Annotated in this window: 21 protein-coding genes, 1 riboswitch and 1 other annotated feature; of the genes, 13 read left to right on the top strand and 8 right to left on the bottom strand. The window is 44.7% G+C overall.

Features of this window, described 5'->3' with window-relative positions; translation table 11 throughout:
- Positions 1 to 120: 120 nt before the first annotated feature.
- On the top strand, positions 121 to 984 hold the full coding sequence (gene htpX, locus AB4484_RS08760) for a protease HtpX (protein WP_048617716.1): 864 nt from the start codon (positions 121 to 123) through the stop codon (positions 982 to 984).
- Between the two features lie 244 nt (positions 985 to 1,228).
- Here htpX and purB read toward each other — a convergent pair whose 3' ends face one another.
- The 3 genes from purB to mnmA all read right to left on the bottom strand — a co-directional run bounded on the left by purB (position 1,229) and on the right by mnmA (position 4,540).
- The gene (gene purB, locus AB4484_RS08755; RefSeq protein ID WP_019822492.1) at positions 1,229 to 2,599 is read right to left on the bottom strand and encodes an adenylosuccinate lyase; all 1,371 of its coding nucleotides are present in this window, start codon (positions 2,597 to 2,599) and stop codon (positions 1,229 to 1,231) included.
- Positions 2,600 to 2,742: 143 nt separating this feature from the next.
- Positions 2,743 to 3,360: a high frequency lysogenization protein HflD gene (hflD, locus tag AB4484_RS08750; protein WP_019822494.1), complete on the bottom strand. Its 618-nt coding sequence runs from the start codon at positions 3,358 to 3,360 to the stop codon at positions 2,743 to 2,745.
- Positions 3,361 to 3,403: 43 nt separating this feature from the next.
- Positions 3,404 to 4,540, bottom strand: coding sequence for a tRNA 2-thiouridine(34) synthase MnmA (gene mnmA, locus AB4484_RS08745; RefSeq protein ID WP_048609389.1), 1,137 nt, complete (start codon positions 4,538 to 4,540; stop codon positions 3,404 to 3,406).
- Positions 4,541 to 4,744: 204 nt separating this feature from the next.
- On the opposite strand from mnmA, the gene AB4484_RS08740 reads away from it, so the two are divergent.
- Positions 4,745 to 5,014 (top strand): hypothetical protein, encoded by a 270-nt coding sequence (locus tag AB4484_RS08740; protein WP_010439986.1) that lies wholly within the window; start codon positions 4,745 to 4,747, stop codon positions 5,012 to 5,014.
- A gap of 102 nt (positions 5,015 to 5,116) precedes the next feature.
- Complete coding sequence (locus AB4484_RS08735; RefSeq protein ID WP_017065317.1) at positions 5,117 to 6,421, top strand: inosine/guanosine kinase; 1,305 nt, start codon at positions 5,117 to 5,119, stop codon at positions 6,419 to 6,421.
- Positions 6,422 to 6,615: 194 nt separating this feature from the next.
- Here AB4484_RS08735 and AB4484_RS08730 read toward each other — a convergent pair whose 3' ends face one another.
- Positions 6,616 to 7,026, bottom strand: a complete 411-nt coding sequence (locus AB4484_RS08730; RefSeq protein ID WP_017060262.1) for an H-NS family nucleoid-associated regulatory protein — start codon at positions 7,024 to 7,026, stop codon at positions 6,616 to 6,618.
- A gap of 364 nt (positions 7,027 to 7,390) precedes the next feature.
- Positions 7,391 to 7,568: riboswitch (Lysine riboswitch) on the top strand.
- 112 nt (positions 7,569 to 7,680) lie between these two features.
- On the opposite strand from AB4484_RS08730, the gene AB4484_RS08725 reads away from it, so the two are divergent.
- The 9 genes from AB4484_RS08725 (at position 7,681) to hisIE (ending at position 16,925) form a co-directional block, all read left to right on the top strand.
- Complete coding sequence (locus AB4484_RS08725) at positions 7,681 to 9,273, top strand: Na+/H+ antiporter NhaC family protein (protein ID WP_048609390.1); 1,593 nt, start codon at positions 7,681 to 7,683, stop codon at positions 9,271 to 9,273.
- 190 nt (positions 9,274 to 9,463) lie between these two features.
- Positions 9,464 to 9,599: a sequence feature (His leader region), on the top strand.
- A 53-nt stretch (positions 9,600 to 9,652) separates the two neighbouring features.
- Complete coding sequence (hisG, locus tag AB4484_RS08720; protein WP_372077569.1) at positions 9,653 to 10,549, top strand: ATP phosphoribosyltransferase; 897 nt, start codon at positions 9,653 to 9,655, stop codon at positions 10,547 to 10,549.
- On the top strand, positions 10,549 to 11,850 hold the full coding sequence (gene hisD, locus AB4484_RS08715) for a histidinol dehydrogenase (RefSeq protein WP_048617710.1): 1,302 nt from the start codon (positions 10,549 to 10,551) through the stop codon (positions 11,848 to 11,850). The genes hisG and hisD overlap by 1 nt, the downstream gene beginning before the upstream one ends.
- A 9-nt stretch (positions 11,851 to 11,859) precedes the next feature.
- A complete protein-coding gene (gene hisC / locus AB4484_RS08710) occupies positions 11,860 to 12,900 on the top strand; it encodes a histidinol-phosphate transaminase (RefSeq protein WP_372077567.1) in 1,041 nt (346 codons plus the stop codon).
- Positions 12,901 to 13,029: 129 nt separating this feature from the next.
- Positions 13,030 to 14,118 (top strand): bifunctional histidinol-phosphatase/imidazoleglycerol-phosphate dehydratase HisB, encoded by a 1,089-nt coding sequence (hisB, locus tag AB4484_RS08705; protein WP_050652269.1) that lies wholly within the window; start codon positions 13,030 to 13,032, stop codon positions 14,116 to 14,118.
- A gap of 9 nt (positions 14,119 to 14,127) precedes the next feature.
- Positions 14,128 to 14,742, top strand: a complete 615-nt coding sequence (hisH, locus tag AB4484_RS08700) for an imidazole glycerol phosphate synthase subunit HisH (RefSeq protein ID WP_017060268.1) — start codon at positions 14,128 to 14,130, stop codon at positions 14,740 to 14,742.
- Positions 14,743 to 14,785: 43 nt separating this feature from the next.
- Complete coding sequence (gene hisA, locus AB4484_RS08695) at positions 14,786 to 15,523, top strand: 1-(5-phosphoribosyl)-5-[(5-phosphoribosylamino)methylideneamino]imidazole-4-carboxamide isomerase (RefSeq protein WP_172380169.1); 738 nt, start codon at positions 14,786 to 14,788, stop codon at positions 15,521 to 15,523.
- The gene (gene hisF, locus AB4484_RS08690) at positions 15,505 to 16,278 is read left to right on the top strand and encodes an imidazole glycerol phosphate synthase subunit HisF (RefSeq protein ID WP_372077564.1); all 774 of its coding nucleotides are present in this window, start codon (positions 15,505 to 15,507) and stop codon (positions 16,276 to 16,278) included. Before hisA ends, hisF begins: the two co-directional genes overlap by 19 nt.
- Complete coding sequence (gene hisIE, locus AB4484_RS08685; RefSeq protein WP_009848800.1) at positions 16,275 to 16,925, top strand: bifunctional phosphoribosyl-AMP cyclohydrolase/phosphoribosyl-ATP diphosphatase HisIE; 651 nt, start codon at positions 16,275 to 16,277, stop codon at positions 16,923 to 16,925. The genes hisF and hisIE overlap by 4 nt, the downstream gene beginning before the upstream one ends.
- A gap of 241 nt (positions 16,926 to 17,166) precedes the next feature.
- On the opposite strand, the gene AB4484_RS08680 is transcribed toward hisIE, so the two are convergent.
- The 4 genes from AB4484_RS08680 to AB4484_RS08665 form a co-directional block, all read right to left on the bottom strand.
- Positions 17,167 to 17,676, bottom strand: a complete 510-nt coding sequence (locus tag AB4484_RS08680) for a YchJ family protein (RefSeq protein ID WP_372077562.1) — start codon at positions 17,674 to 17,676, stop codon at positions 17,167 to 17,169.
- A 127-nt stretch (positions 17,677 to 17,803) separates the two neighbouring features.
- Complete coding sequence (locus tag AB4484_RS08675) at positions 17,804 to 19,021, bottom strand: EAL and HDOD domain-containing protein (RefSeq protein ID WP_372077560.1); 1,218 nt, start codon at positions 19,019 to 19,021, stop codon at positions 17,804 to 17,806.
- 123 nt (positions 19,022 to 19,144) lie between these two features.
- The gene (gene lpxH, locus AB4484_RS08670; RefSeq protein ID WP_372077558.1) at positions 19,145 to 19,879 is read right to left on the bottom strand and encodes a UDP-2,3-diacylglucosamine diphosphatase; all 735 of its coding nucleotides are present in this window, start codon (positions 19,877 to 19,879) and stop codon (positions 19,145 to 19,147) included.
- 350 nt (positions 19,880 to 20,229) lie between these two features.
- On the bottom strand, positions 20,230 to 20,724 hold the full coding sequence (locus AB4484_RS08665; RefSeq protein WP_017060275.1) for a peptidylprolyl isomerase: 495 nt from the start codon (positions 20,722 to 20,724) through the stop codon (positions 20,230 to 20,232).
- 190 nt (positions 20,725 to 20,914) lie between these two features.
- On the opposite strand from AB4484_RS08665, the gene cysS reads away from it, so the two are divergent.
- Positions 20,915 to 22,300 carry a cysteine--tRNA ligase gene (gene cysS, locus AB4484_RS08660; RefSeq protein ID WP_017060276.1) on the top strand — a complete coding sequence of 462 codons (1,386 nt, stop codon included), beginning with the start codon at positions 20,915 to 20,917 and terminating at the stop codon, positions 22,298 to 22,300.
- The last annotated feature ends 16 nt before the right edge of the window (positions 22,301 to 22,316 follow it).

The raw sequence follows: 22,316 nt of genomic DNA, 5'->3' as shown, positions 1-22,316 counted from the left end.
TCAAGTTGATTCGGTATATATGTATAAGTAAGTATAAATCTTCAAGGTTGGAATCTATTGCTGTCTGCCTTGTCTATAACAATAAGTTTTATAAAAACAGCTTTCATGCGGAGATAAGTAATGAAGCGAGTAATGTTGTTCCTTGCAACCAACCTAGCGGTTGTATTGGTACTAAGTGTTGTTCTTAATATTGTATACGCAGTTACAGGTATGCAACCCGGTAGCCTCTCAGGCTTATTGGTGATGGCTGCGGTATTTGGTTTTGGCGGCTCATTCATTTCATTAATGATGTCGAAAAAAATGGCGCTACGCTCTGTAGGCGGCATGGTTATTGAAAGCCCACGTAACGAAACAGAACATTGGTTGATGGAGACGGTAAGCCGTCAATCTCAACAAGTTGGTATTGGTATGCCAACAGTGGCGATCTACGATTCGCCAGACATCAACGCATTTGCAACGGGCGCTAAGCGAGATGATTCATTGGTCGCAGTATCAACGGGTCTTCTGCACAGTATGACGCGTGACGAAGCTGAAGCGGTATTAGCTCACGAAGTTAGCCACATCGCGAACGGTGACATGGTGACCATGACCCTAATGCAAGGTGTTGTGAACACGTTCGTTATCTTCCTATCTCGTTTCATCGCCAACATTGTTGCGTCGAATGACAACGAAGAAGAGGGTGGCAGCAACATGATGGTGTACTTCGGTGTGTCTATGGTGCTGGAACTGGTATTTGGTTTCCTAGCGAGCTTCATTACCATGTGGTACAGCCGTCATCGTGAGTTTCATGCTGATGCAGGTGCAGCGCACTTGGTAGGTAAAGAGAAGATGATTGCAGCGCTAGAGCGTCTAAAGGTGAGCCACGAGCCACAACTAGAAGGTTCTATGATGGCGTTTGGTATCAACGGTAAGAAGTCTCTAACTGAGCTTCTAATGAGCCACCCGCCACTAGATAAGCGTATTGCTTCTCTACGTAACATGTAATTTCTAATACAAGCTGTTGTCGTTAAGCGGCAGCATCTATGCTAAAGGCTTCCTTCGGGAGGCCTTTTTTGATCTTAGCGTTTAAGGATGTGGTTTGCAGTATTTGAATACGGTAGGCTAATTGGAGAAGTCAGGCTAGATTGACGACGGTTGTTTTACTTAGGGACTACTGTTCGAAACATTTGTTCTACGCAACAAAAAGGCTTCCACATGGGAAGCCTTTGTTTATTCGTTTGTTCGAATCTTATAGCTTGTCAGTCAGCTCGATTGCTTGACCGATGTAGTTCGCTGGTGTCATCTCTTTCAGGCGAACTTTCTCGTCTGCAGGGATTTCAAGACCGTCGATGAATGCACGCATGCCTTCGCCATCTACACGCTTACCACGAGTTAGCTCTTTTAGCTTCTCGTATGGCTTCTCGATGCCGTAGCGACGCATTACTGTTTGTACTGGTTCTGCTAGTACTTCCCAGTTCTTGTCTAGTTCAGCAAGTAGCGCTTCACGGTTAACTTCTAGCTTGCTAATACCTTTCAGAGTTGAAGTGTATGCAATGATTGCGTAGCCAACACCAACACCTAGGTTACGAAGAACCGTAGAGTCAGTTAGGTCACGTTGCCAGCGAGAAACTGGAAGTTTTTGTGCAAGGTGGCTAAATACTGCGTTAGCTAGACCAAGGTTGCCTTCAGAGTTTTCGAAGTCAATTGGGTTAACTTTATGCGGCATTGTAGAAGAACCGATTTCGCCAGCAATAGTCTTCTGCTTGAAGTGGCCAAGAGCGATGTAGCCCCAAACGTCACGGTCGAAGTCTAGAAGGATCGTGTTGAAACGAGCAACAGCGTCGAATAGCTCAGCGATGTAATCGTGAGGTTCGATTTGAGTTGTGTACGGGTTCCAAGTTACGCCAAGAGATTCAGTGATGAACTCTTCGCTGAATTGGTGCCATTCAACTTCAGGGTATGCAGAAAGGTGAGCGTTGTAGTTACCTACAGCACCGTTGATTTTCGCTAGGATCTCAACGCTTTCGATTTGCTTGAATTGACGTTCCATACGGTACGCAACGTTAGCCATCTCTTTACCCATAGTAGAAGGAGAAGCTGGCTGACCGTGTGTACGAGAAAGAAGAGGAATATCACGGTACTCGTTCGCAAGAGCTTTGATAGCATCGATTACGTTACGAATTTCTGGAAGAATCACTGTGTCACGAGCTTCTTTAAGCATAAGCGCGTGAGATGTGTTGTTAATGTCTTCAGAAGTACATGCAAAGTGAATGAATTCGTTAACTGCGTGAAGCTCAGGAACGCCAGCAACTTTCTCTTTCAAGAAGTATTCAACCGCTTTAACGTCGTGGTTTGTCGTGCGCTCAATCTCTTTGATACGCAGAGCATCTTCTTCGCTGAAGTTAGCGGCTAGTTCATCAAGAAACTGGTTAGCTTCTGCACTGAACGCTGGTACTTCTTTGATTGCATCAGTTGCTGCAAGCTTTTGTAACCAACGAATTTCAACGATAGAGCGGTACTTTAGTAGTCCAAACTCACTAAAGATGCTGCGTAATGCAATAGTCTTACTTCCGTAACGGCCGTCTACTGGTGAAACAGCAGTCAATGCTGACAGTTCCATGGTGTTCTCCTGAATTGAGTTTTCTAAATTTTGAGAGGTTTATACCAGTAACAATCTCAATTGTCACGCACATTGCGCAATCGTTTGCGTGAGAGTTGTGTTGATACAAAAAACAAGCTCGCGACGAGGCGCGAGCTAATAAATTACATTCGAGCTAGTAGGATTTGAGCCTGCTCGATCATCTTCTTGCGACCGAAGATAAGATGGCGGCGTTTACCACCAACCTGGCGCCAAAGAACAGCGCTTCGAATACCTGACAGAAGGAGTGCACGAACTTTGTGCTGGCTCGATGTCTGTTGAAGTACCGCTGGTGTGCCAGATACCTGAATACGTGGGCCAATAGGGCTCACAACATCGAGATAGATGCTCGCTAGGTTGCTGATCATTTGCTCGTCAAACAGATCAAAATGTTCAGTTTGGCGTTCTGCAGTTTGAATGCGATCGCCAAGCTGAGACATAGAGTCGTTACGAGAAGATAGTTTACGCTCAAGAGCCATCAAGCTGATGATGTAGCGCGTAATATCGCTACCAGCTGGAGTACTATCGATACCTTTAACTAAGCACTCAAGGCCAAGCTTTAGGTTCGCTTCACGTCCAAATACGCCCACGGTGTTCGCCGGGTTGGTATTTAAAATAGCATTGAGTGAAGCTTCGAAGGCATCTTTATCACAATGGCCGTCTTTCGCTACTTGTTGAACCAAAGCCACAGCTTGGCAAATTCCGGCGAAAGCAATAGTACGGTCATAAAGTGTATTAGCCACGTAGTAACTCCTAGTTGTCTTCTATCGTTTGTCGTTTGATTAGTTAGATGCGTTTTTCGATGATACCGCCACCAAGACAAACGTCGTCTAGGTAGAACACTGCCGATTGACCTGGGGTCACAGCAATCTGTGGTTCATCAAAAATAACCTTAATGTTCTCATCATCAATTGGGATGATTGTACAAGGAATATCGGTTTGACGGTAACGTGTTTTTACCGTGCATGTCATAACTTCAGTAATTGGTGTGCGATTTACCCAGTGAAGCTGAGAAGCGATCAAACCTTCTGATTTTAGAAGAGGGTGATCTTTACCTTGTACTGCGATCAGAACATTACGCTTCAGATCTTTTTCACCAACAAACCATGGTTCTTCGTTACCGCCGCCACCTTTAGTGCCGCCAATATGAAGGCCTTTACGTTGACCTAGCGTGTGGTACATCAAACCTTGGTGTTGACCAATCACTTGGCCTTCAGGTGTTTCAATGTTACCCGGTTGTGCTGGTAGGTATTTGCCTAGGAACTCAGTGAACTTGCGCTCGCCGATAAAGCAGATGCCTGTTGAATCTTTCTTCTTCGCTGTGATCAAGTCTTGCTCTTCAGCAATACGTCGCACTTCTGGCTTCTCTAATTCACCGACAGGGAATAGGCTGCGTGCCACTTGATCTGAGCTTAGCGTATATAGGAAATAGCTTTGGTCTTTGTTGCTGTCTAGACCGCGTAGCATTTCTGGTTTTACGCCAGCATCAAGCTCTTCTTGAGTTGGGAAAGTACGACGAACGTAGTGACCCATCGCAATGTAGTCTGCGTCTAGCACTTCATCCGCAAACTCTAAGAATGCTTTGAATTTGATTTCTTTGTTACAAAGGATGTCTGGGTTAGGTGTACGACCTGCCTTGTACTCTTCAAGGAAGTATTCGAATACGTTATCCCAGTATTCTGCAGCAAAGTTGATAGTGTGAAGGTGGATACCTAGTTTGTCACATACCGCTTGAGCATCAGCAAGATCTTCAGCTGCCGTGCAGTATTCTTCGTTATCGTCTTCTTCCCAGTTTTTCATGAAAAGGCCTTCTACCTGATAGCCTTGTTGCTGAAGAAGATACGCCGATACTGACGAATCTACACCGCCGGACATACCGACAATTACTTTCTTTTCGCTGTTTCCAGAGCTGATATCTGACATGTCTAAACACCGTTACTATTACTTGGTCGCAGATTCTAACAGAAAGAGAAACGCCGTGACAGATCCGAGACCGGAATCACAGTTTCATTTGCACAAATAGTGCGCTGACTTTGTTAGAGAATCGCATGAGAGCGAGGTGAGTCGCTAGGATGTCAGAAGTATATGTGGCATAGTCGCTCGAAATCCAAGACCTGAGATAAAAAAATGTCTGAACAAAACGAATTTATGCAAGAAGAAGAGCTGATCGAGATTATCGAGAACCAGCTTGAAGATGGCGAACCAGTGAAAGTGAAAGAGACGTTGATGCGTTTAATGATGACTGGCACTCCACGTGAAGAAGCCATTGCGGCTATGGCATGTGCTTTGGCGATTGAAGTATTTGACGTTATGAAAAACGGCGCGGAGTTTAACCAAAAACGTTACGCAGAGCATTTGGGCATGCTGCCTGATTTAAGCTTTATGGAAGGCGAATAAAAAAAACCTTCAGCAAACGTTTGCTATAGTTTGAAAGATTGCCGCGTTAAATATAGCGCGGTAGAATCCGCCACCTATTTCCCCTTGACTTAGACTAGCCCTATGAAATTCCCTGGACAACGTAAATCAAAGCACTACTTTCCGGTTCACGCTCGTGATCCTCTAGTGAGCCAAGCTCAAAGCAGTAAAAGAATGTCACGCACTCATATTATCGGTATTGACCAAACATTGGTGGATATTGAAGCAAAGGTGAGTTCTGAACTTATTGAGAAGTATGGTTTGAGCAAGGGACATTCACTGGTTATTGGCGACGCAGCCGCTGAATCTTTGTATCAAGAATTAAAAGAGCAGTGCCTGATTACCAATGAATACGCTGGTGGCACAATTGGTAACACATTACACAACTATTCAGTGCTAGCGGATGACCGTTCAACTCTGCTTGGTGTAATGAGCCAAGATATTAAGATTGGTAGTTACGGTTACCGCTATTTATGTAATACATCAAGCAGAATGGATCTGAACCATTTACAAGGGGTAGATGGCGCAATTGGTCGTTGCTTTGCATTAATTACAGAAGACGGTGAACGTACTTTCGCAATTAGCGAAGGACAAATGAACCAATTAAAACCAGAAAGTATTCCTGAAAAAATCTTCAAAAGTGCTTCTGCTTTAGTTTTAACGGCTTATTTAGTTCGTTGTAAACCAGGTGACCCGATGCCTGAAGCAACAATGAAAGCGATCGAGTACGCGAAGAAATACGATGTGCCGGTAGTTCTTACACTAGGTACTAAGTTCGTTATTCAAGATGACCCAGAATTCTGGAAAGATTTCCTTGAGCAACACGTAACGGTTGTTGCAATGAATGAAGACGAAGCTGAAGCGTTAACGGGTGAAAGCGATCCGCTTGCTGCATCAGATAAAGCGCTAGAGTGGGTAGACCTTGTTCTATGTACTGCGGGACCTGTTGGCCTATTTATGGCCGGTTATACAGAAGATGCAGCTAAGCGTGAAACGTCACTGCCTTTACTTCCAGGTTCAATTGCTGAATTCAACCGTTTTGAATTTAGCCGTCCTGCGCATAAAGATTTATGTGAAAACCCAACTAAAGTGTATTCGCACATTGCGCCATACATGGGTGGTCCAGAAAAAATCAAAAACACTAACGGTGCAGGTGATGCTGCGTTATCAGCTTTATTACATGATATGGCTGCTAATAAGTACCACAAAGAAAACGTGCCAAACTCAAGTAAGCACCAACATTCATTCTTGACGTACTCTTCGTTTTCACAAGTTTGTAAATATTCTAACCGTGCTAGCTATGAAGTGTTGGTTCAACACTCTCCACGTTTATCTCGTGGCCTTCCTGAAAGAGAAGATAGCCTAGAAGAAGCGTACTGGGAAAGATAAGTTACTTTCTTTAATCAGTAGTACTATCAGTATCAGTTGGTTTTTAATACTGATAGTACAAATATAAAAAAGGCTCCGAAAGGAGCCTTTTTTGTTTCTGAATATATTGAAGTCGTAAATAATACTTTGGTCGACTTAAATATTAATTCTATTGCTTAGCGTGTAATTGATTACTCACTAAGTAAACTAAATGTTTAGATAGCAAACTCTTCTAGAGATTTACCAGCATCTAGCTGTTCTTGGATAGCTGAAGGCGTACGGCCTTGACCTGTCCAAGTCTTCTCGTCGCCGTTTGCGTCTACGTATTTGTATTTCGCTGGGCGAGGAGCGCGTTTAGCTTTTGTTGTTTTAGACTTTGCTTCACCAGAAAGTGCAGCAATAAGATCGGCAACATCAATTCCGTCTTTTGCAATTTGTTCTGCAATAGCAGAAAGCTTAGCTTCTTGCTCTGCTTTAGCAGCACGCTCTTCAGCTTCAGACTCTTGACGCTCTTGTACAACAATAGTCAGCTTGTCTAGCGCTTCTTCAAGTTGCTCAAGAGTTAATTCACGTGAGAACGCACGAAGGCTGCGGATATTTAATAGAGTTTTTGTTAATTCAGACATGATATTTTCCATCAAGGTAAACTAAATAATCTTCCTAATAATAAACAGAGCCTAGGAATAAAACAAATAGTATTTCTTCTATTACATATTTAAATATAAAAGTGAGATGAATAGTTGAAAATTCAGAGCTGTATTTCTATTGAATTTATAATAATTATTAAGATTATCTTAAAAACCGATATGTGACAGGTGGAGTAGTCAACTTATGTAGACTATTCTTCTATTGATTAGTTCATTAACAAAAAGCTATTTTTCTCGGAATGATATGTTGCATTGTTGCTCTTGATGAGTACAATTGCGGCTACCTGATGCGAGGTATTGGTTAATTTGTTGTTAAACCCTGGTTTACACGGTTAATAATGTTATCGCACGTAGAGGTGCAATTATAAAAAGTAACTTCCGTTGGGGTGATGCCAATGAACGGGAATGAAAGGTGTAATTGCCGAAGTAAATTGTATATCTAAGCAATTTGCTGGGGTTGTGCTCAATAGGTACAACACTGCCATAGTCTTAATTTTAAACTATGGAGCGCTACTGTAGGGTTGGGTGAAGTGTTCACTTCCCTTTCGCTTAGTTCAACATGAGCTTGGTCAGCCGTATCAAGTTTGTCTGCAGTAGATCTCTAGCCAAATAAAAAACTGGTTTTTGAAGATCATGAATTTAATAGATTTTGCAACATCACCTTTATCTTTGCTTCCGCCCCTTGTGGCTTTGAGCCTTGCTATTGTTACCCGCCGTGTATTGGTTTCTTTGGGTGTCGGTATCATCATGGGTGCGATTCTACTTGCTGACTACTCAGTAGGTAACGCAGCTAGTTACGTGTTTACTAAAGCATCTGGTGTTTTCATCGAAGATGGTGGCATCAACACTTGGAACATGAGCATCATTGCATTCCTAATTATTCTTGGAATGACAACGGCATTATTAACACTGTCTGGCGGTACTCGCGCATTCGCGGAGTGGGCACAGTCTCGAGTTAAGAGCAAACGTGGTTCAAAACTACTTGCTGCTTTCTTAGGTGTATTCATCTTTGTTGATGACTACTTTAACAGCCTAGCGGTTGGTGCTATCTCTCGCCCTGTAACAGACCGTTTCTACGTATCTCGCGCTAAGCTTGCTTATATCCTAGATTCAACGGCTGCTCCTATGTGTGTGATCATGCCTGCTTCTAGCTGGGGTGCTTACATCATCACTATCATTGGTGGCATCTTAGTGACACACGGTGTGACAGAATATTCTGCACTGGGTGCTTACGTTCGTCTTATCCCAATGAACTTCTACGCTGTATTCGCACTACTAATGGTGTTTGCAGTGGCATGGTTCGGTCTAGACGTTGGTAAGATGCGTGAGCATGAGATCGAAGCATCTCAAGGCCGTGGCTTTGAAGGCGACAACGATCAAAAGCAAGCGCACGATCTAAACGAAGAGCTAGATATCGAAGAGAGCGAAAACGGTTCAGTTTCTGATCTGGTTATGCCAATCGTATCGTTAATCGTAGCGACGGTTGCCGCGATGCTTTACACCGGTGGCCAAGCGCTTACTGCTGATGGTCAAGCATTTAACCTTCTAGGTGCGTTTGAAAACACGGATGTAGGTAAGTCACTTGTTTACGGTGGCGTTATCGGCTTAATCGTTGCTCTAGCAACTGTATTCAAACAGAAGCTGTCTATGGCAGACATCGCAAGAACGATGTGGATCGGTGCAAGCTCTATGTTTGGCGCTATCCTAATTCTTGTGTTCGCTTGGACTATCGGTTCTGTAATCGGCGACATGAAAACAGGTTCTTACCTATCGTCTCTAGTAACGGGCAGCATTGATTACCACTGGCTACCAGTTATCTTGTTCCTTCTGGCTGGCATTATGGCTTTCTCGACAGGTACATCTTGGGGTACGTTCGGTATCATGCTACCTATCGCGGGCGACATGGCTGCGGCATCTGACATCGCGCTAATTCTGCCGATGCTAAGTGCGGTTCTAGCAGGTGCTGTATTTGGTGACCACTGTTCTCCAATCTCAGACACAACGATTCTGTCTTCTACTGGTGCTCGTTGTAACCACATTGACCACGTATCGACTCAGCTTCCATACGCGCTGTCTGTGGCGTTCGTATCGTGCATTGGTTTCATTACCCTAGGTATGACATCTTCAATTGGCATCGCATTTGGCGCCGCGTCTCTAACGTTTGTTGCTGTATGTTTTGCATTGGCTTACTTCTCTCGCTGCAAAATGGCGACGTGCAAAAGCTAAAACTGAAAGCTAATCAGTAAACTATCAGGGAGGCATTGGCCTCCCTTTTTTGTGCTTGTTAATTTAATTTTAAGTTTCGTGAAAAAAGTTCGAATAAATGGTTGAAAAAGGATCCCAGCTTAGTTAGTGTGGAGATAAGAAAGCAAACAACTGAAGAGCTTATAAGTATGCGTAAATTAGTAATGAACATTCATCACCATCATCACCCTATCTAGTCTTTCGGGGAGATTTACGTATACCCGGGAGCAAGAATTCTCCCGGAGGTTAAGTCAAAGAATTTAGATTTAAACCCTCGGGATGACAAAGTCTTCCGAGGGTTTTTTAGTTTTAGCGCTTTTAAATAATCAATAAATTCAAATATTTGCACAGGGATACAGCAATGCAGACACAACGCCTAAGAATCGCAATTCAAAAGAAAGGTCGCTTAAGTAAAGAGTGCCAAGACCTACTTAAAAAATGTGGTGTTAAATTTAACATCATGGGTGAGCGCCTAGTTGTTCATTCACTAAATATGCCAATCGACTTGTTATTAGTTCGTGATGATGACATCCCAGGTCTTATCATGGATGGTGTGGTTGACCTTGGTTTTATCGGTGAAAATGAACTAGAAGAAGTTCGCCTAGACCGTGTTGCTCTAAAAGAGCCATCAGAGTTTCGCACACTACGTCGTTTAGACTTCGGTGGTTGCCGCCTTTCTATCGCAATCAATAAAGACGAAGAATACAACGGCCCACAAGATCTTGCGGGCAAACGTATTGCGACAACCTACCCACAACTACTGAAAGCCTACATGGACGAGCAGGGTGTTGAATTCAGCACTTGTATGCTAACAGGCTCGGTTGAAGTGGCGCCTCGCGCTGGCCTTGCAGACGCTATCGCTGATTTAGTTTCTACAGGTGCAACGCTAGAAGCAAATGGCCTAAAAGAAGCAGAAGCTATCTTCCAATCTAAAGCAACACTGATTCAAAGTGTTGGTGAGTTCGACGCAGATAAAACCGCATTGATTGAGAAACTACTGACTCGTATGCAGGGTGTTCAACAAGCGAAAGAGTCGAAGTACATCATGCTTCACGCGCCAACATCTCAGCTAGAGCAAATCAAAGCATTACTGCCTGGTGCTGAAGATCCAACGGTTCTTCCACTATCAACAGACAAAGACAAAGTTGCCGTTCACCTAGTAAGTACAGAGAACTTGTTCTGGGAAACAATGGAACAGCTGAAAGAGTTGGGTGCAAGCTCGATTCTAGTATTACCAATCGAAAAAATGATGGGGTAGTGACGATGAGAACCGTTGTTTGGCAATCTTTAAGTGAATCACAGCAAGACTCGGTATTAGAGCGTCCAGCTATTACTGAAGGTGCAAACATCACAGCAACTGTTTCTGATGTTATTGCAAAAGTACGAAATGAAGGCGATGCCGCGCTTAGAGAGCTGACTGCAAAGTTTGATGGTGTAACTCCAGAATCTATCCGAGTCAGTTCGGGTGAGATCGAAGAGGCGTGTGCTCGTCTAACACCAGAGATGAAGCAAGCGTTAGAGCAAGCTTATAGCAACATTGCTAAGTTCCATGAAGCTCAAAAGCCTCAACCGATTAAGGTTGAGACACAGCCTGGTGTTGTGTGTGAGCAAGTGACGCGCGCTATTAATACTGTTGGCCTTTATATTCCAGGTGGCAGTGCGCCACTACCGTCAACGGTTCTTATGTTAGGTGTTCCTGCTCAAATCGCAGGTTGTCGTAAGGTTGTGCTTTGTTCACCTCCGCCAATCGCTGATGAAATCTTGTATGTCGCTAAGCTTTGTAAGATCGACGAGGTTTACAACGTTGGTGGTGGTCAAGCGGTGGCTGCAATGGCTTACGGTACCGAGAGTGTGGCTAAAGTCGATAAGATCTTCGGTCCGGGTAACGCATACGTTACGGAAGCGAAACGCCAAGTAAGCAATGACTTCCGCGGTGCGGCGATTGATATGCCAGCTGGCCCATCTGAAGTGTTAGTGATTGCCGATGAAACTGCCGATGCAGATTTCATTGCGGCGGATTTGTTGAGCCAAGCGGAGCACGGTCCTGATTCTCAGGTTGTATTGGTAACACCATCTCCAGTGGTTGCAGACCAAGTAACAGAAGCGGTTCAGAAGCAATTGAAAGAGCTGTCTCGTGCGAACATCGCTCAGCAAGCATTGGCTTCAAGCTTAATCATCATTGCTGAATCGCTCACTCAAGCGATTGCGATTTCGAACTTCTACGGTCCTGAGCACTTAATTGTTCAAACCAAGAACCCACGTGAATTGCTGCCATTGTTAGACAATGCAGGTTCAATTTTCCTGGGTGACTGGTCTCCAGAATCTGCAGGTGACTACGCATCAGGCACAAATCACGTTCTTCCGACTTACGGTTATACCAAGACGTATTCAAGCCTAGGTTTGGCTGATTTCTCTAAGCGAATGACGGTGCAAGAGCTAACAGCTGACGGCTTGAAAGGCCTAGCGCCAACAGTAGTAACAATGGCGGAAGCCGAAGGTTTGGATGCACACAAACGCGCTGTGACCATCCGAGTTGAAAAGTTAAATAAAGCGAAATAAGGGTAGGGCATGGAAAAGTTAGCAAGAAAACAAGTTCAGGCTCTGACACCTTACTTGTCTGCAAGACGCATTGGTGGCAGCGGAGATGTATGGTTGAACGCCAACGAATCTCCGTTTGATAACGAGTACAATCTGAACTTGTCTCGTCTTAATCGCTACAGCGAATGTCAGCCAAAAGAGCTGATTGACGCTTACGCACAATACGCAGGTGTGAAACCAGAGCAAACACTGACAACGCGTGGTGCTGATGAAGGCATTGAGTTATTGATTCGTGCTTTCTGTGAGCCGAACGAAGACGCTATTCTTTACTGCCCACCCACTTACGGTATGTACGCAATCAGTGCGGAGACGATTGGTGTTGAGCGTAAGGTTGTGCCTCTGACTTCTGAATGGCAATTGGATCTTCCAGCTATCGAAGCTCAACTCGACAACGTAAAAGTGGTGTTTGTTTGTAGCCCAAATAACCCAACGGGTAATTTGGTTGATCGTAAAGACATCATCAAGCTGCTTGAAATGACACAAGACAAAGCGATTGTGGTGATGGATGAAGCGTATATCGATTTTTGTCCAGAAGCGTCAACCGTTGATTTGCTTGAACAATATCCAAACCTAGCGATTCTGCGTACCTTGTCGAAGGCCTTTGCTTTGGCGGGCTTACGTTGTGGCTTTACGCTAGCGAATAAAGAGCTTATCGATGTACTGTTGAAAGTGATCGCTCCTTATCCTGTGCCAATCCCTGTTGCTGACATTGCCGTTCAAGCTCTCTCAGAGCAAGGACTAGCGCGAGCTAAGTTCCAAGTTCTAGATTTAAGTGCTAACCGAGCGTATTTGCAAGCGGGTCTATTAGGCATGCCTCAAGTGACGGTATTTGATGGTTGGGGTAACTACCTACTGGTTAAATTCCCGAAAGGCGATGAGTTATTTAAAGCGGCTTGGGATACGGGCATTATTTTGCGTAATTCACCGATTGAAGACTGTGTTCGTATTAGTATTGGTAACCGCGAAGAGTGCGAAAAGACACTTGGATTCATTCGTAACTTTTATCAGTAACGAAAGGCTTACCAATAATAACATTTGCCAGTTTGAGTTGATTAATTGGGCTGGCAAGTGAAACCAATATTTTGGGTTAGCGTTTGATTTTAGCTAGGCCACCAGATTTAAAATTAAAAGGAAGTTCAAGTGAGTAAACAACAGAAAATACTTTTTATAGACCGTGACGGCACCTTAATTGTTGAGCCGCCAGTTGACTTTCAAGTAGACCGTTTAGACAAGCTAAAATTCGAACCGCTAGTGATTCCTAGCCTGCTTGCTTTGCAAGACGCTGGCTACCGCTTAGTGATGGTCACTAACCAAGATGGCCTAGGTACCGATAGCTACCCACAAGAAGATTTCGATGCGCCACACAATATGATGATGGAGTTCTTCGAATCTCAAGGCGTTAAGTTTGACGATGTGCTTATTTGCCCTCACTTTGACGAAGACAACTGTTCTTGCCGTAAGCCTAAACTGGGTATGGTTAAAGAGTACCTACAAGGCGGTAAAGTCGACTTCCAACACTCTGTTGTGATTGGCGACCGAATGACGGATCTTCAACTGGCAGAGAACATGGCTATCCGCGGTATTCAATATGGCCCGGATTCGGAAACTGAAGGCACGCTTAACTGGCCACAAATCGTTAAAGATCTGACGGTTAATGCGCGTATTGCTGAAGTAGTTCGTACCACTAAAGAAACCGATATCAAGGTGGCAGTAAACCTTGATGAAACCGGTGGCAACAAGATCGATACAGGCATGGGTTTCTTCGACCACATGCTTGATCAAATCGCGACACACGGTGGTTTCCAAATGAACCTGACTGTGAAGGGCGACCTGCACATCGATGATCACCACACAGTAGAAGATACCGCTCTGGCTTTAGGCCAAGCATTGAAAGATGCACTAGGCGACAAACGTGGTATTGGCCGTTTTGGTTTCAGCCTACCAATGGATGAGTGTTTGGCTCAGTGTGCGCTAGACCTTTCTGGTCGTCCATACCTGAAGTTCGATGCTAAGTTCAGCCGTGAGCAAGTGGGTGATCTTTCAACAGAGATGGTGGTTCACTTCTTCCGCTCTCTAACCGATACATTGGCTTGTACGCTACACCTTTCTTCTGATGGCAATAATGATCACCACATCATTGAGAGCCTGTTCAAAGCGTTTGGCCGTACTCTTCGCCAAGCAATCAAAGTTGAAGGTAATGAGTTACCAAGCAGCAAGGGCGTTCTGTAAGGGATCGGTATGAAAGAACAAAAAGTCGTTATTATTGATACTGGTTGTGCCAACGTTTCATCGGTGAAGTTTGCGATTGAACGTCTGGGTTACGCAGTTGAAATTTCAAAAGAACCAGAAGTAGTTCTTGCTGCCGACAAGCTATTCCTACCCGGTGTAGGTACAGCAAGTGAGGCTATGAAGAACCTGCAAGAGCGTGACCTTGTTACCCTTGTGAAGCAAGTAGAGAAGCCTCTGCTAGGTATCTGTTTAGGTATGCAGCTGTTAGGCAAACTGTCTCAAGAGAAAGGTCAAAAGGCTGATGAGTTAGTTGAATGCCTAGGTTTGTGTGATGGCGAAGTTCGTTTACTTGAAACGGGCGACTTACCATTACCACACATGGGTTGGAACACAGTAACAGCAACGCCTAATCACCCGCTATTTAAAGACATTGAAGAAGGCGAATACTTCTACTTTGTTCATAGCTTCGCAATGCCAGTGGGCGACTACACAATCGCACAATGTGATTACGGTAATCCGTTCACTGCGGCGGTGCAAAGTGGTAATTATTATGGTGTTCAGTTCCACCCAGAGCGATCTTCGAAAGCTGGCTCTAAGCTGATTCAGAACTTCTTGGAATTGTAATAAGGATTAGGCAGCGGCTGACGTTGCCATATAAGGAATGTAAATGATTATTCCCGCGTTAGATTTAATTGAAGGCCAAGTAGTTCGCTTATTCCAAGGAGACTACGGGCAAGTAACAGAATACAAAGTAGACCCAGCAGAGCAGTTTAATCTGTATCACCAAGCTGGCGCTGGCTGGTTGCACCTTGTTGACTTAACGGGCGCAAAAGACACAACGGCTCGTCAGTTAGACTTGATTGCTAAGCTCCTTGCTAGCACGCCTGCCAACATCCAGATTGGTGGTGGCGTGCGTAACGAACAAGATGTTGTTGATCTGCTAGAAGCTGGCGCACAGCGCGTTGTGGTTGGTTCTACAGCGGTTAAGCAACCAGAGTTGGTGAAAGGTTGGATGGATAAGTACGGCGCGGAAAAAATCGTGCTGGCTCTGGACATCAATATTGACGAAAGCGGCACACGCAAAGTGGCGATTTCAGGTTGGCAAGAAGATTCAGGTGTGACCATTGAAGCGCTGATTGAAGACTACCTCACGGTTGGCCTTAAACACGTTCTGTGTACCGATATTTCACGTGACGGCACGCTAGAAGGATCAAACGTAGAGCTCTATGTTGATCTTTGTAAGCAGTACCCACAAGTGCAATTCCAATCATCGGGCGGCATTGGCAGCCTAGCTGATATCGAAGCGCTTAAAGGCAGCGGTGTTGCGGGTGTGATTGTGGGTCGTGCGCTACTTGATGGCAAGTTTACCGCAGAGGAGGCATTTGCATGTTGGCAAAGCGAATAATCCCTTGTTTGGATGTCCGTGATGGACAGGTGGTTAAGGGCGTTCAGTTCCGTAACCACGAAATTATTGGTGACATCGTTCCGCTAGCACAACGCTATGCAGAAGAGGGCGCTGATGAACTGGTATTTTATGACATCACCGCATCAAGCGATGGCCGTGTTGTCGACAAGAGCTGGGTAAAACGCGTAGCTGAAGTGATCGATATTCCTTTCTGTGTGGCTGGTGGTATTAAATCAGCAGAAGATGCAGCGCGCATTCTTGAGTTTGGTGCAGATAAAGTATCGATCAACTCACCTGCACTGGCTAACCCTGAACTGATCACTGACCTTGCTGATAAGTTTGGTGTGCAGTGTATCGTGGTCGGCATCGATTCATACTTCGATAAAGAAACCGGTAAATATCAGGTTTACCAATTCACTGGCGATGAAGCGCGTACGAAAGCAACCAAATGGGAAACCAAAGATTGGGTGCAGGAAGTACAGAAGCGTGGCGCAGGTGAGATTGTGTTAAACATGATGAACCAAGATGGTGTTCGTAACGGCTATGACATCGATCAGTTAAACATGGTACGTTCAGTGTGTAATGTACCCCTGATTGCATCAGGTGGCGCAGGTGCGATGGAGCACTTTGCTGAAGCCTATAAGAAGACCAACGTGGACGGTGCATTAGCAGCTTCGGTATTCCACAAGCAAGTCATCAATATTGGTGAACTTAAACAATATTTAAAACAACAAGATGTAGAGGTGCGACTATGAGTTTTGAAACCGCAAGCTTATCAAAAACAGAAGTAGGCGCATTGTCAGAGCGTATTAACTGGGAAAAAGTAGATGGCTTAGTGCCAGCGATTGTTCAAGATTACCAGTCAAGCCAAGTGCTAATGATGGGATACATGAACCCAGCCGCACTTGAGAAAACCGGTGAAACAGGCAATGTGACGTTTTTCTCTCGCACCAAAGAGCGTCTTTGGACGAAAGGTGAAACGTCGGGCAACGTATTGCAACTGCAAAACATCGCCTTGGACTGTGACAGCGACACCTTACTGGTTAAAGTTAATCCCATTGGCCCAACATGCCACACAGGTACAACAACGTGTTGGGATGGAGACAAGCAAGAAGAGTCTCAGATGGTGTGGCTTCATCAGCTTGAGCAGCTACTGGCTGCCCGCAAGGACGCAGACCCTGAGTCTTCTTATACTGCCAGTCTATATGCCCGTGGCACCAAGCGTATTTCGCAAAAAGTGGGCGAAGAAGGCGTTGAAGTCGCGCTTGCGGCGACGTCGGGCGATAAGGCGGAATTAGTGTGTGAATCAGCAGATTTGATTTATCACTTGATGGTTCTTCTTCAAGACCAAGGCTTATCGATGAACGATGTGGTTAACAAGCTAAAAGAACGTCACAAGTAAGCTCTGTTTAGGTTAATCGAACCACGTAACAGATAGATAAAAGCCCCGTAAACAAATATGTTTACGGGGCTTTTTAGCTTTTTAATTTTCAAGGCTTCAAGGCTTCAAGGCTTCAAGGCTTCAAGATTTCAAGACTTCTAAGCCCTGCGTCACTTTGCTAAACTCTGACTTTACGTCATTCCGAGGAGCCTAAGCGACATCAGGAGTCTCTTCTATTAATCTGACTTCTTAGCCGTGCGAGTTACCCGCAGCACTTCTTATACTTTTTTCCGCTACCACAAATACATGGGTCATTACGGCCGATCTTGAAGCTTTCAACCGTTTGGTTTAAACGAGGATCGATTTCTGGTTCTGGTTGGTTTGGCTCTGGGAACTCACCGTCGATATAGAACCATAGCCCGTTTTCACGAACGAAACGCGAGCGCTCTTGCATGCAGTATTGTGCGCCGTCTTCATTGAAGTAAGCTTTAAATTCAATAAAGCCTTCGTCTTGGTGTGAACCTGCCGCAGTATCGATGACCTCTAGGCCTGCCCATTCGCTGTCGATAGATTCTGCGATGCCTTCTCTTTGTGCTTCGGCATTGCAGCTAGGGTGGTAAGTCGCAACAACATAGTCAACCAAACCCAACACGTGCGCTGAGTAACGAGAGCGCATCAATTGCTCAGGTGTTTCAACGACACTGTGGTTAAGGTGCGCCGGTTCACAGCACTGTTGGTAAGTATTATTGTTACCGCATGGGCATAAAGACATAGTCAGATCCTGTAAAAATGGCCTCTATTAAGAGGCCATAAATGAATGCGTGGGAGTTTACCAAGAAACGATCGCTCACCAAAGTTTAGTTTCTATTGAAATTATCAAAGTGTTAGCGCGAAGATTACTATTTTAAGGCTGGAGACAATAGTTCTTGGGCCCAAGTTGTCGCTTCGTCATAAGCCTGACCAAGTTGAGCTTCACTCAGTTTGAGAAGCTGGCGAATACGAGTCGCTTCATCCCAACGAGCTTGTTCATACGCAACCACCATCGCCAACACCGCACCTAACACGCCTTTACGTTGAATTAAGGCTTGTTTGATCTCTACGTCGATCGGCACTGAATCGAGTACTTGTTTCAATGGTTGGTCAAAGAGTGAGTCCAATAGAGAGAACATACCGGTCAAAAAGGCTTGTCCAGGCTCAACCTTTACATTCATCTTCTCAACCAAGAGTTCACACTGACGTGCGCGTATTACAGCCAAACCATAGAGAGAGTCCGGCTTATCTTCTTTCGCGGAGGCGATAGCCACAAGAGAAACGAACTTACGCAGCTTTTGTTCGCCAAGGTAAATAAGCGCTTGGCGGAATGAGCGAATCGTCGTTGCTGAACCACCTGCAGAGTTTACGTAGGTAAGTAGCTTATACGACATGGTCACATCAAGCGTAATTAAACGCTCTACTTCACCAAAGTCGATAGGGTCGTGTGCAATCTCTTTTAACAGCTGAACGGTCGTCAGGAATGCAGGGTTGAGCGCACGCGTTTGGATCATTTCTGGCTTGCTAAAGAAGTAACCTTGAAAGTAGGTGAAGCCGGCTTTCTTCGCTTCTTGGTATTCTTCGTACGTTTCCACTTTCTCAGCAAGGAACTTGATATCTAGCCCTTTGAGAGAGTTCATAAACATCGCTGCTTTGGCAATTGGCGTCAAACGGATATCGAACTTGATAATCGAAACGTAAGGTAAGAAGCGCTTCCAAGCTTTACTTGGCACAAAGTCGTCTAGCGCAATGGTATAACCCGCGTCAAAGATGGTTTTGATTGCTTCAAGTAATTCGTCTGTTGGTTTGCAGTCTTCAAGAACCTCAACAACGAGGCTTTCTTTGGGGAACAGAGTAGGGACTAAGTTGATTAGGCTTGCATATGGGAAGTTCACGAACCCAAGCTTATCACCTAACGTATTATAGTGGGTCGATAAGAAGTGATCGGAAAGCAAACGGCTAGTAGCGAGCTCCGGCTCTACTTCAGGGAAAGTGTTCTTAGGACCATCCCTGAATAGCAACTCGTAACCTATGGTTTTCTTGCCTGTGTCGAGTATTGGTTGACGCGCTACGTATGAATATTTCAACTTGGTACTGTGTTCGGTTTATTTCTGATAGAGAGATAATAGCTAATTCACTAGAAATTACCATACACTTTCTAAGAAAGTCTGACCGACAATAATAATCAAAGTGAAAGTTTAAGCGTGATGTTAAAAGCTATTGCTAAACGCTCGATTCTGTAGTTCAAAACTTTGCGGCGTGAACACCAGCACTGATCCTTGTGTATACCAATCGCCAAGTACGATACGGGTTTTAGTGCAATTGCTAGCATCAAATGTATGGATGTCTGGGCGGTGAGTATGGCCGTGGATCATCAGATCGACATTGTTTCGTTCCATCACATCTTCGACTTCTTGCTGTGTCACATCCATGATGTCGAGAGACTTGGTCTGCTTGTCATCTTTGATATCTGATTGAACCTTCGAAACAATTTTCTTCTTGATGAAAAATGGGATGCGGTTGAAGACCCATTGTAACCATGGCTGATGCACTTTTTCGCGAAAGGCGAGGTACTTTACATCTTCAGTACATAGGGTATCACCATGCAACACCACCGCTTTTTGCCCGTAGATATCGATCGTAGAAACTTCGTCGAGAAGTTTCACGCCCGTTTGCTTAGCAAATTTTTTGCCGACTAAGAAGTCGCGGTTCCCTTGAGTAAAGTAACAAGGCACGCCTGTTTTTACTAAGTCGATAAACGCTTGGCGGATAGAAGTCGCGAATTCACTCTTATCATCGTCACCAATCCAGAATTCGAAAAGGTCGCCTAACACGTAAAGTGCATCTGCTTCTATGGCTTCCTTCTTTATAAAGGTTAGGAAGCAGTCCGTGATGTCTTGTCGTGACGGAGAAAGGTGCAGGTCTGATATAAAATATGTTTTCATAGGTCTAAAAAAAGGGAGCGATTCGCTCCCTGTATCCTGATTTTATCGGCTCATCAATTATTAATACTAGGGCGTGTTGACCTTTGGCGGTTAAATTTTGTTCGAGATAAAAGCGTTTTAATCGAGGCGAGGGATAGGAAGCCTAGTCATTCTAAGCAAATTTCCCTCAACAAAGAGTAGAACGCTTTTAGCTGAACCCTTTGGGCAGCGTTTGCTGGTCATTTCTACTGCGTTATCGGCTTCTCATGTAGGCTAGCTACACATCAAAGCCTCTGCCTTGTATAAATCCCCAGCAACTCGCTGCAAAAATCAGCTCAAAAGGTCAATACGCCCTAACCGAAAGCAAGTAATTAAGCTTCGATTGTAGTACCAGTGATGATCACTTCTTCTAGAGGTACATCTTGGTGCATACCCATAGAACCAGTGCTCACACCTTTAATCTTGTTCACGATGTCCATGCCTTCAACAACTTCTGCGAATACACAGTAGCCCCAACCGTCTAGGCTTTCGCTACGGAAGTTTAGGAAAGAGTTGTCGTTAACGTTGATGAAGAACTGAGAGCTCGCTGAATGCGGTTCCATAGTACGAGCCATTGCTAGCGTACCAACTTTGTTCGCTAGGCCGTTGTTTGCTTCGTTCTTGATCGTTGCACGAGTTGCCTTTTCTTTAAGGCCAGAAGTCATGCCGCCGCCTTGAATCATGAAACCATCGATAACACGGTGGAATAGTGTGTTGTCGTAGAAACCGTCACGGCAATACTGTAGAAAGTTTGCGCTTGTTTCTGGTGCTTTTTCTTCGTTAAGTTGAACTTTGATGTCACCAAAATTTGTGTGAAGGATGATCATGATTGTTACCTTACTGTCTTTTTAATATGAAGTTCGAATTCTAGCGCATGTTGGCAGACTTTCAAATCACCAAATCATTAACTTAACTCGGATGTTTGAGGTAATTCCTGCTTTGGGGGATTACCTATTAAGGTATGACTTGTTATACTGCGAGCTTATTTTTGATTAATCCATAAAATAGATAGAGATCATGCTGAAGATATATAACACGCTCACAAGACAGAAAGAGGAATTCAAACCAATTACAGCTGGCAAAGTCGGCATGTATGTCTGTGGGGTAACCATATACGATCTCTGTCACATTGGTCATGGTCGTACGTTCGTTTCTTTCGACGTAGTAACTCGTTACCTTCGTTACCTTGGTTATGATTTGAACTTCGTTCGTAACATCACTGATATCGATGACAAAATCATCAAGCGTGCTAACGAAAACGGTGAGTCTTGTGACTCTCTGACTGAGCGTTTAATCGGTGAGATGCACGCTGACTTTGATGCATTGAACATGAAGCGTCCAGACGTTGAGCCTCGTGCGACAGAATACATCACTGAAATCATCGAGCTTGTTGAAAAGCTGATTGAACGTGGTTTCGCATACGTTGCAAGCAACGGCGACGTGATGTTTGAAGTAAAGAAATTCGATGAATACGGCAAGCTTTCTAAGCAAGACCTTGATCAGCTTCAAGCGGGTGCTCGCGTTGATGTTGAATCTGCAAAACGTAGCCCATTAGACTTCGTTCTTTGGAAGATGTCTAAGCCAGGTGAACCTACATGGGAATCGCCATGGGGCCCGGGTCGTCCAGGTTGGCACATCGAATGTTCAGCAATGAACTCGTCTATTCTTGGTAACCACTTCGATATCCACGGCGGTGGTTCAGATCTGCAGTTCCCTCACCACGAGAACGAAATCGCACAGTCTTGCTGCGCGCACGGCACTCAGTATGTAAATACTTGGATGCACAGTGGTATGGTGATGGTAGACAAAGAAAAGATGTCTAAGTCACTAGGTAACTTCTTCACTATTCGTGACGTGCTAGCACATTACGATGCTGAAACGGTACGTTACTTCCTAATGTCTGGTCACTACCGTAGCCAGCTAAACTACAGCGAAGATAACCTAAACCAAGCTCGCGCATCACTAGAGCGTCTATACACGTCACTTCGTGGCCTAGACCTTACAGCTGCTCCTGCTGGTGGCGAAGAGTACGTGACTCGATTCTCTACTGCGATGAACGATGACTTCAACACACCTGAAGCTTATTCAGTACTGTTTGAAATGGCGCGTGAAATCAACCGTATCAAGCCTGAAAGCATCGAAAAAGCAAGCGGACTTGGTGCATTGATGCGTGAACTAGCAGACATCATCGGTATTCTTCATCAAGAGCCAGAAGCCTTCCTTCAAGGTGATGCGGCAGGTAACGACGACGAAGTGGCTGAAATCGAAGCGTTGATCAAACTGCGTAACGACTCTCGTGCTTCAAAGGATTGGGCAAACGCCGATCTTGCACGTGATAAGCTAAACGAGTTGGGTATTGTTCTGGAAGATGGCCCAGAAGGTACGACTTGGCGTCGTAAGTAAATCTTATAAAAAGGGC

This window comes from Vibrio sp. 10N.261.46.A3 (genome assembly GCF_041472995.1).
GTDB lineage: Bacteria > Pseudomonadota > Gammaproteobacteria > Enterobacterales > Vibrionaceae > Vibrio > Vibrio coralliirubri.
The sequence above is the reverse complement of the archived record's forward strand: the minus strand, read 5'-3'. Positions and strand labels throughout refer to the sequence as shown.

Bases quoted from the DNA above. Each gene is read 5' to 3' on its own strand.
- htpX (WP_048617716.1), top strand. From the start codon at position 121: ATGAAGCGAGTAATGTTGTTCCTTGCAACCAACCTAGCGGTTGTATTG.
- purB (WP_019822492.1), bottom strand. From the start codon at position 2,599: ATGGAACTGTCAGCATTGACTGCTGTTTCACCAGTAGACGGCCGTTAC.
- mnmA (WP_048609389.1), bottom strand. From the start codon at position 4,540: ATGTCAGATATCAGCTCTGGAAACAGCGAAAAGAAAGTAATTGTCGGT.
- AB4484_RS08740 (WP_010439986.1), top strand. From the start codon at position 4,745: ATGTCTGAACAAAACGAATTTATGCAAGAAGAAGAGCTGATCGAGATT.
- AB4484_RS08735 (WP_017065317.1), top strand. From the start codon at position 5,117: ATGAAATTCCCTGGACAACGTAAATCAAAGCACTACTTTCCGGTTCAC.
- AB4484_RS08730 (WP_017060262.1), bottom strand. From the start codon at position 7,026: ATGTCTGAATTAACAAAAACTCTATTAAATATCCGCAGCCTTCGTGCG.
- AB4484_RS08725 (WP_048609390.1), top strand. From the start codon at position 7,681: ATGAATTTAATAGATTTTGCAACATCACCTTTATCTTTGCTTCCGCCC.
- hisG (WP_372077569.1), top strand. From the start codon at position 9,653: ATGCAGACACAACGCCTAAGAATCGCAATTCAAAAGAAAGGTCGCTTA.
- hisC (WP_372077567.1), top strand. From the start codon at position 11,860: ATGGAAAAGTTAGCAAGAAAACAAGTTCAGGCTCTGACACCTTACTTG.
- hisH (WP_017060268.1), top strand. From the start codon at position 14,128: ATGAAAGAACAAAAAGTCGTTATTATTGATACTGGTTGTGCCAACGTT.
- hisA (WP_172380169.1), top strand. From the start codon at position 14,786: ATGATTATTCCCGCGTTAGATTTAATTGAAGGCCAAGTAGTTCGCTTA.
- hisF (WP_372077564.1), top strand. From the start codon at position 15,505: ATGTTGGCAAAGCGAATAATCCCTTGTTTGGATGTCCGTGATGGACAG.
- hisIE (WP_009848800.1), top strand. From the start codon at position 16,275: ATGAGTTTTGAAACCGCAAGCTTATCAAAAACAGAAGTAGGCGCATTG.
- AB4484_RS08680 (WP_372077562.1), bottom strand. From the start codon at position 17,676: ATGTCTTTATGCCCATGCGGTAACAATAATACTTACCAACAGTGCTGT.
- lpxH (WP_372077558.1), bottom strand. From the start codon at position 19,879: ATGAAAACATATTTTATATCAGACCTGCACCTTTCTCCGTCACGACAA.
- AB4484_RS08665 (WP_017060275.1), bottom strand. From the start codon at position 20,724: ATGATCATCCTTCACACAAATTTTGGTGACATCAAAGTTCAACTTAAC.
- cysS (WP_017060276.1), top strand. From the start codon at position 20,915: ATGCTGAAGATATATAACACGCTCACAAGACAGAAAGAGGAATTCAAA.